The 5,330-nt window shown below is 57.8% G+C and carries 3 rRNA genes; all 3 read left to right on the top strand.

Annotated elements, in window-relative coordinates:
* Positions 1-176: 176 nt before the first annotated feature.
* A 16S ribosomal RNA gene (locus tag NFX44_RS33165) occupies positions 177-1,691 on the top strand.
* 376 nt (positions 1,692-2,067) lie between these two features.
* Positions 2,068-5,176 (top strand): 23S ribosomal RNA (locus NFX44_RS33170).
* Positions 5,177-5,249: 73 nt separating this feature from the next.
* Positions 5,250-5,330: ribosomal RNA gene (rrf, locus tag NFX44_RS33175) — 5S ribosomal RNA — on the top strand; the annotation flags it as partial.

A 5,330-nucleotide genomic window follows, 5' to 3' on the forward strand; every position in this document is an offset into this window, starting at 1 on the left:
GATGTGGGGTTTCCGGATGGTGTGTGGTTGTTCTTTGAGAACTCAACAGGGTGCTTGATAAGCCAGTGCCAAATTGATTTATACCCCGGACTGGCAGGTCTTCTTCGGAGGGTTCTGCTGGTTGGGATTCCTTTGGCAACACTTTTGTTGTCAGGATGATTGTTCAGCAAAGATTTTTGTTGGAGAGTTTGATCCTGGCTCAGGACGAACGCTGGCGGCGTGCTTAACACATGCAAGTCGAGCGGAAAGGCCCTTCGGGGTACTCGAGCGGCGAACGGGTGAGTAACACGTGAGCAACCTGCCCTAGGCTTTGGGATAACCCCGGGAAACCGGGGCTAATACCGAATATGACCTCCGGTCGCATGACTGGTGGTGGAAAGTTTTTCGGCCTGGGATGGGCTCGCGGCCTATCAGCTTGTTGGTGGGGTGATGGCCTACCAAGGCGACGACGGGTAGCCGGCCTGAGAGGGCGACCGGCCACACTGGGACTGAGACACGGCCCAGACTCCTACGGGAGGCAGCAGTGGGGAATATTGCACAATGGGCGGAAGCCTGATGCAGCGACGCCGCGTGAGGGATGACGGCCTTCGGGTTGTAAACCTCTTTCAGCAGGGACGAAGCGTAAGTGACGGTACCTGCAGAAGAAGCGCCGGCCAACTACGTGCCAGCAGCCGCGGTAAGACGTAGGGCGCGAGCGTTGTCCGGATTTATTGGGCGTAAAGAGCTCGTAGGCGGCTTGTCGCGTCGACTGTGAAAACCCGCAGCTCAACTGCGGGCCTGCAGTCGATACGGGCAGGCTAGAGTTCGGTAGGGGAGACTGGAATTCCTGGTGTAGCGGTGAAATGCGCAGATATCAGGAGGAACACCGGTGGCGAAGGCGGGTCTCTGGGCCGATACTGACGCTGAGGAGCGAAAGCGTGGGGAGCGAACAGGATTAGATACCCTGGTAGTCCACGCTGTAAACGTTGGGCGCTAGGTGTGGGGGGCCTCTCCGGTTCCCTGTGCCGCAGCTAACGCATTAAGCGCCCCGCCTGGGGAGTACGGCCGCAAGGCTAAAACTCAAAGGAATTGACGGGGGCCCGCACAAGCGGCGGAGCATGCGGATTAATTCGATGCAACGCGAAGAACCTTACCTGGGTTTGACATGGCCGCAAAACTCGCAGAGATGTGAGGTCCTTCGGGGGCGGTCACAGGTGGTGCATGGCTGTCGTCAGCTCGTGTCGTGAGATGTTGGGTTAAGTCCCGCAACGAGCGCAACCCTCGTTCGATGTTGCCAGCGCGTTATGGCGGGGACTCATCGAAGACTGCCGGGGTCAACTCGGAGGAAGGTGGGGATGACGTCAAGTCATCATGCCCCTTATGTCCAGGGCTTCACGCATGCTACAATGGCCGGTACAATGGGCTGCGATACCGCGAGGTGGAGCGAATCCCAAAAAGCCGGTCTCAGTTCGGATCGGGGTCTGCAACTCGACCCCGTGAAGTCGGAGTCGCTAGTAATCGCAGATCAGCAACGCTGCGGTGAATACGTTCCCGGGCCTTGTACACACCGCCCGTCACGTCACGAAAGTCGGCAACACCCGAAGCCGGTGGCCCAACCCTTGTGGAGGGAGCCGTCGAAGGTGGGGCTGGCGATTGGGACGAAGTCGTAACAAGGTAGCCGTACCGGAAGGTGCGGCTGGATCACCTCCTTTCTAAGGAGCACCTTCACCTGAAAGGGTGCAAGGAGCCCACGCCACCCGAATGCGGTGGTGGGGTGCTCAATGGCGGAGACACTGGCGAGTTCGTCCTCGGCAACGGCCGGGTTCCTTCTAGTACGGCCATCTTCGGGTGGTGTGGAACGAAGTCCTGGTGCGGCTGGGAACGGATGTAGAGCACCCTGTTGGGTCCTGAAGGAACAACCCTCGGTTGTCTTTCAGAACCTTGCTCCTGCCCGTGGTGGTGGGAGACGGTTGCCAGGCATGGCCTGGCCTCGCATACCGCCGGCGTTGGTCGGGTTTGGTGTGGGGCGGATCGGGTTGTGGGTTGGTCGTTTGTTGAGAATTGCACAGTGGACGCGAGCATCTTTGTGGTCAAGTTGTCAAGGGCGAACGGTGGATGCCTTGGCACCAGGAGCCGATGAAGGACGTGGGAGGCCGCGATAGGCCTGGGGGAGCTGTCAACCAAGCTGTGATCCCAGGGTGTCCGAATGGGGAAACCCGGCACCAGTCATGTGGTGTCACCCACACCTGAACACATAGGGTGTGTGGAGGGAACGCGGGGAAGTGAAACATCTCAGTACCCGCAGGAAGAGAAAACAACAAGTGATTCCGTGAGTAGTGGCGAGCGAAAGCGGATTGAGGCTAAACCGGCTGCGTGTGATACCTGTCAGGGGTTGCGTGGTCGGGGTTGTGGGACCCTGCTGAACAAGCTGACACTTGTTCGAGAAGTTACAAAGTCAGTGGCTAGTCGAACAGTCTGGAATGGCTGACCGTAGACGGTGATAGTCCGGTAGGTGAAAGTTGCTGACCTTCTGTGGGTGTTCCCGAGTAGCGGCGGACCCCTGAAATCTGCCGTGAATCTGCCAGGACCACCTGGTAAGCCTAAATACTTCCTGGTGACCGATAGCGGACGAGTACCGTGAGGGAATGGTGAAAAGTACCCCGGGAGGGGAGTGAAATAGTACCTGAAACCGTTCGCCTACAATCCGTCGGAGCCTTGCGGGGTGACGGCGTGCCTTTTGAAGAATGAGCCTGCGAGTTAGTGGCATGTGGCGAGGTTAACCCGTGTGGGGGAGCCGTAGCGAAAGCGAGTCTGAATAGGGCGTTTTCAGTCGCATGCTCTAGACCCGAAGCGGAGTGATCTAGCCATGGGCAGGCTGAAGCGCGGGTAAGACCGCGTGGAGGGCCGAACCCACCAACGTTGAAAAGTTGGGGGATGACCTGTGGTTAGGGGTGAAAGGCCAATCAAACTCCGTGATAGCTGGTTCTCCCCGAAATGCATTTAGGTGCAGCGTCGCGTGTTTCTTGCCGGAGGTAGAGCACTGGATGGTCTAGGGGGCCCACAAGCTTACCGAAATCAGCCAAACTCCGAATGCCGGTAAGTGAGAGCGCGGCAGTGAGACTGCGGGGGATAAGCTTCGTAGTCGAGAGGGAAACAGCCCAGATCACCAGCTAAGGCCCCTAAGCGTGTGCTAAGTGGAAAAGGATGTGGGGTCGCATAGACAACCAGGAGGTTGGCTTAGAAGCAGCCACCCTTTAAAGAGTGCGTAATAGCTCACTGGTCAAGTGGTTCCGCGCCGACAATGTAGCGGGGCTCAAGCACACCGCCGAAGCTGTGGCATTCACATTTTAACCTCGCTTGGACTTGATTCCTTGTGCAGGTGTGTGGATGGGTAGGGGAGCGTCGTGCCGCGAGTGAAGCAACGGGGTGACCCAGTTGTGGACGCGGCACGAGTGAGAATGCAGGCATGAGTAGCGAAAGAAGGGTGAGAAACCCTTCCGCCGGATGACCAAGGGTTCCAGGGCCAGGCTAATCCGCCCTGGGTGAGTCGGGACCTAAGGCGAGGCCGAGAGGCGTAGTCGATGGACAACGGGTTGATATTCCCGTACCCGCGAAAGAGCGACCCTGACGAACCTCGTTGTGCTAACCACCCGAACCGCCGGCGACCTTCGGGTCAATGGTGGGGAGCGTGGGAACCTGGCGGGTAGTAGTCAAGCGATGGGGTGACGCAGGAAGGTAGCTGAGCCCGGCCGGTGGTTGTGCCGGGGTAAGCGTGTAGGCCGTGCCGTAGGCAAATCCGCGGCGCATATAGGCTGAGACGTGATGCCGAGCCGATTCAGGTGAAGTCAGTGATCCTATGCTGCCGAGAAAAGCCTCTAGCGAGTTCTTAGCGGCCCGTACCCCAAACCGACACAGGTGGTCAGGTAGAGAATACCGAGGCGATCGGGCGAACTGTGGTTAAGGAACTCGGCAAATTGCCCCCGTAACTTAGGGAGAAGGGGGGCCGGAGACGTGAAGCCCCGCGCGGGTGGAGCGTTGTATGGCCGCAGAGAGCAGGGGGAAGCGACTGTTTACTAAAAACACAGGTCCATGCGAAGAAGTAATTCGATGTATATGGACTGACGCCTGCCCGGTGCTGGAACGTTAAGGGGACCTGTTAGCTCTTCGGGGCGAAGCGGAGAACTTAAGCGCCAGTAAACGGCGGTGGTAACTATAACCATCCTAAGGTAGCGAAATTCCTTGTCGGGTAAGTTCCGACCTGCACGAATGGCGTAACGACTTCCCCACTGTCTCAACCACAGGCCCGGCGAAATTGCACTACGAGTAAAGATGCTCGTTACGCGCGGCAGGACGGAAAGACCCCGGGACCTTTACTATAGCTTGACATTGGTACTTGAGTTAGCTTGTGTAGGATAGGTGGGAGCCGGTGAAGTCCATACGCCAGTATGGGTGGAGGCAATCTTGAAATACCACTCTGGTTGATTTGGGTATCTAACTTCGGACCGTTATCCGGTTCAGGGACAGTGTCTGGTGGGTAGTTTAACTGGGGCGGTTGCCTCCTAAAGGGTAACGGAGGCGCCCAAAGGTTCCCTCAGCCTGGTTGGCAATCAGGTGTTGAGTGCAAGTGCACAAGGGAGCTTGACTGTGAGACTGACAGGTCGAGCAGGGACGAAAGTCGGGACTAGTGATCCGGCACTGGCATGTGGAAGCGGTGTCGCTCAACGGATAAAAGGTACCCCGGGGATAACAGGCTGATCTTCCCCAAGAGTCCATATCGACGGGATGGTTTGGCACCTCGATGTCGGCTCGTCGCATCCTGGGGCTGTAGCAGGTCCCAAGGGTTGGGCTGTTCGCCCATTAAAGCGGTACGCGAGCTGGGTTTAGAACGTCGTGAGACAGTTCGGTCCCTATCCGCCGTGCGCGTAGGATACTTGAGAAGGGCTGTCCCTAGTACGAGAGGACCGGGACGGACGAACCTCTGGTGTGCCAGTTGTCCCGCCAGGGGCACGGCTGGTTAGCTACGTTCGGAAGGGATAACCGCTGAAAGCATCTAAGCGGGAAGCTCGCTTCAAGATGAGGTATCCCACCCACTTTGTGGGGTAAGGCCCCCAGCTAGACGACTGGGTTGATAGGCCGGAAATGTAAGCCCGGTAACGGGTTCAGTTGACCGGTACTAATAGGCCGAGGACTTGACTACCAAGCTGCTACGCGTCCACTGTGCAACTCTGAACGAGCGAACAACCACGGTTGTTTTGACATGTTCATAGAGTTACGGCGGTCATGGCGGAGGGGAAACGCCCGGTCACATTCCGAACCCGGAAGCTAAGCCCTCCAGCGCCGATGGTACTGCA

The organism is Micromonospora sp. MA102, from assembly GCF_025460765.1.
GTDB lineage: Bacteria > Actinomycetota > Actinomycetes > Mycobacteriales > Micromonosporaceae > Micromonospora > Micromonospora halotolerans.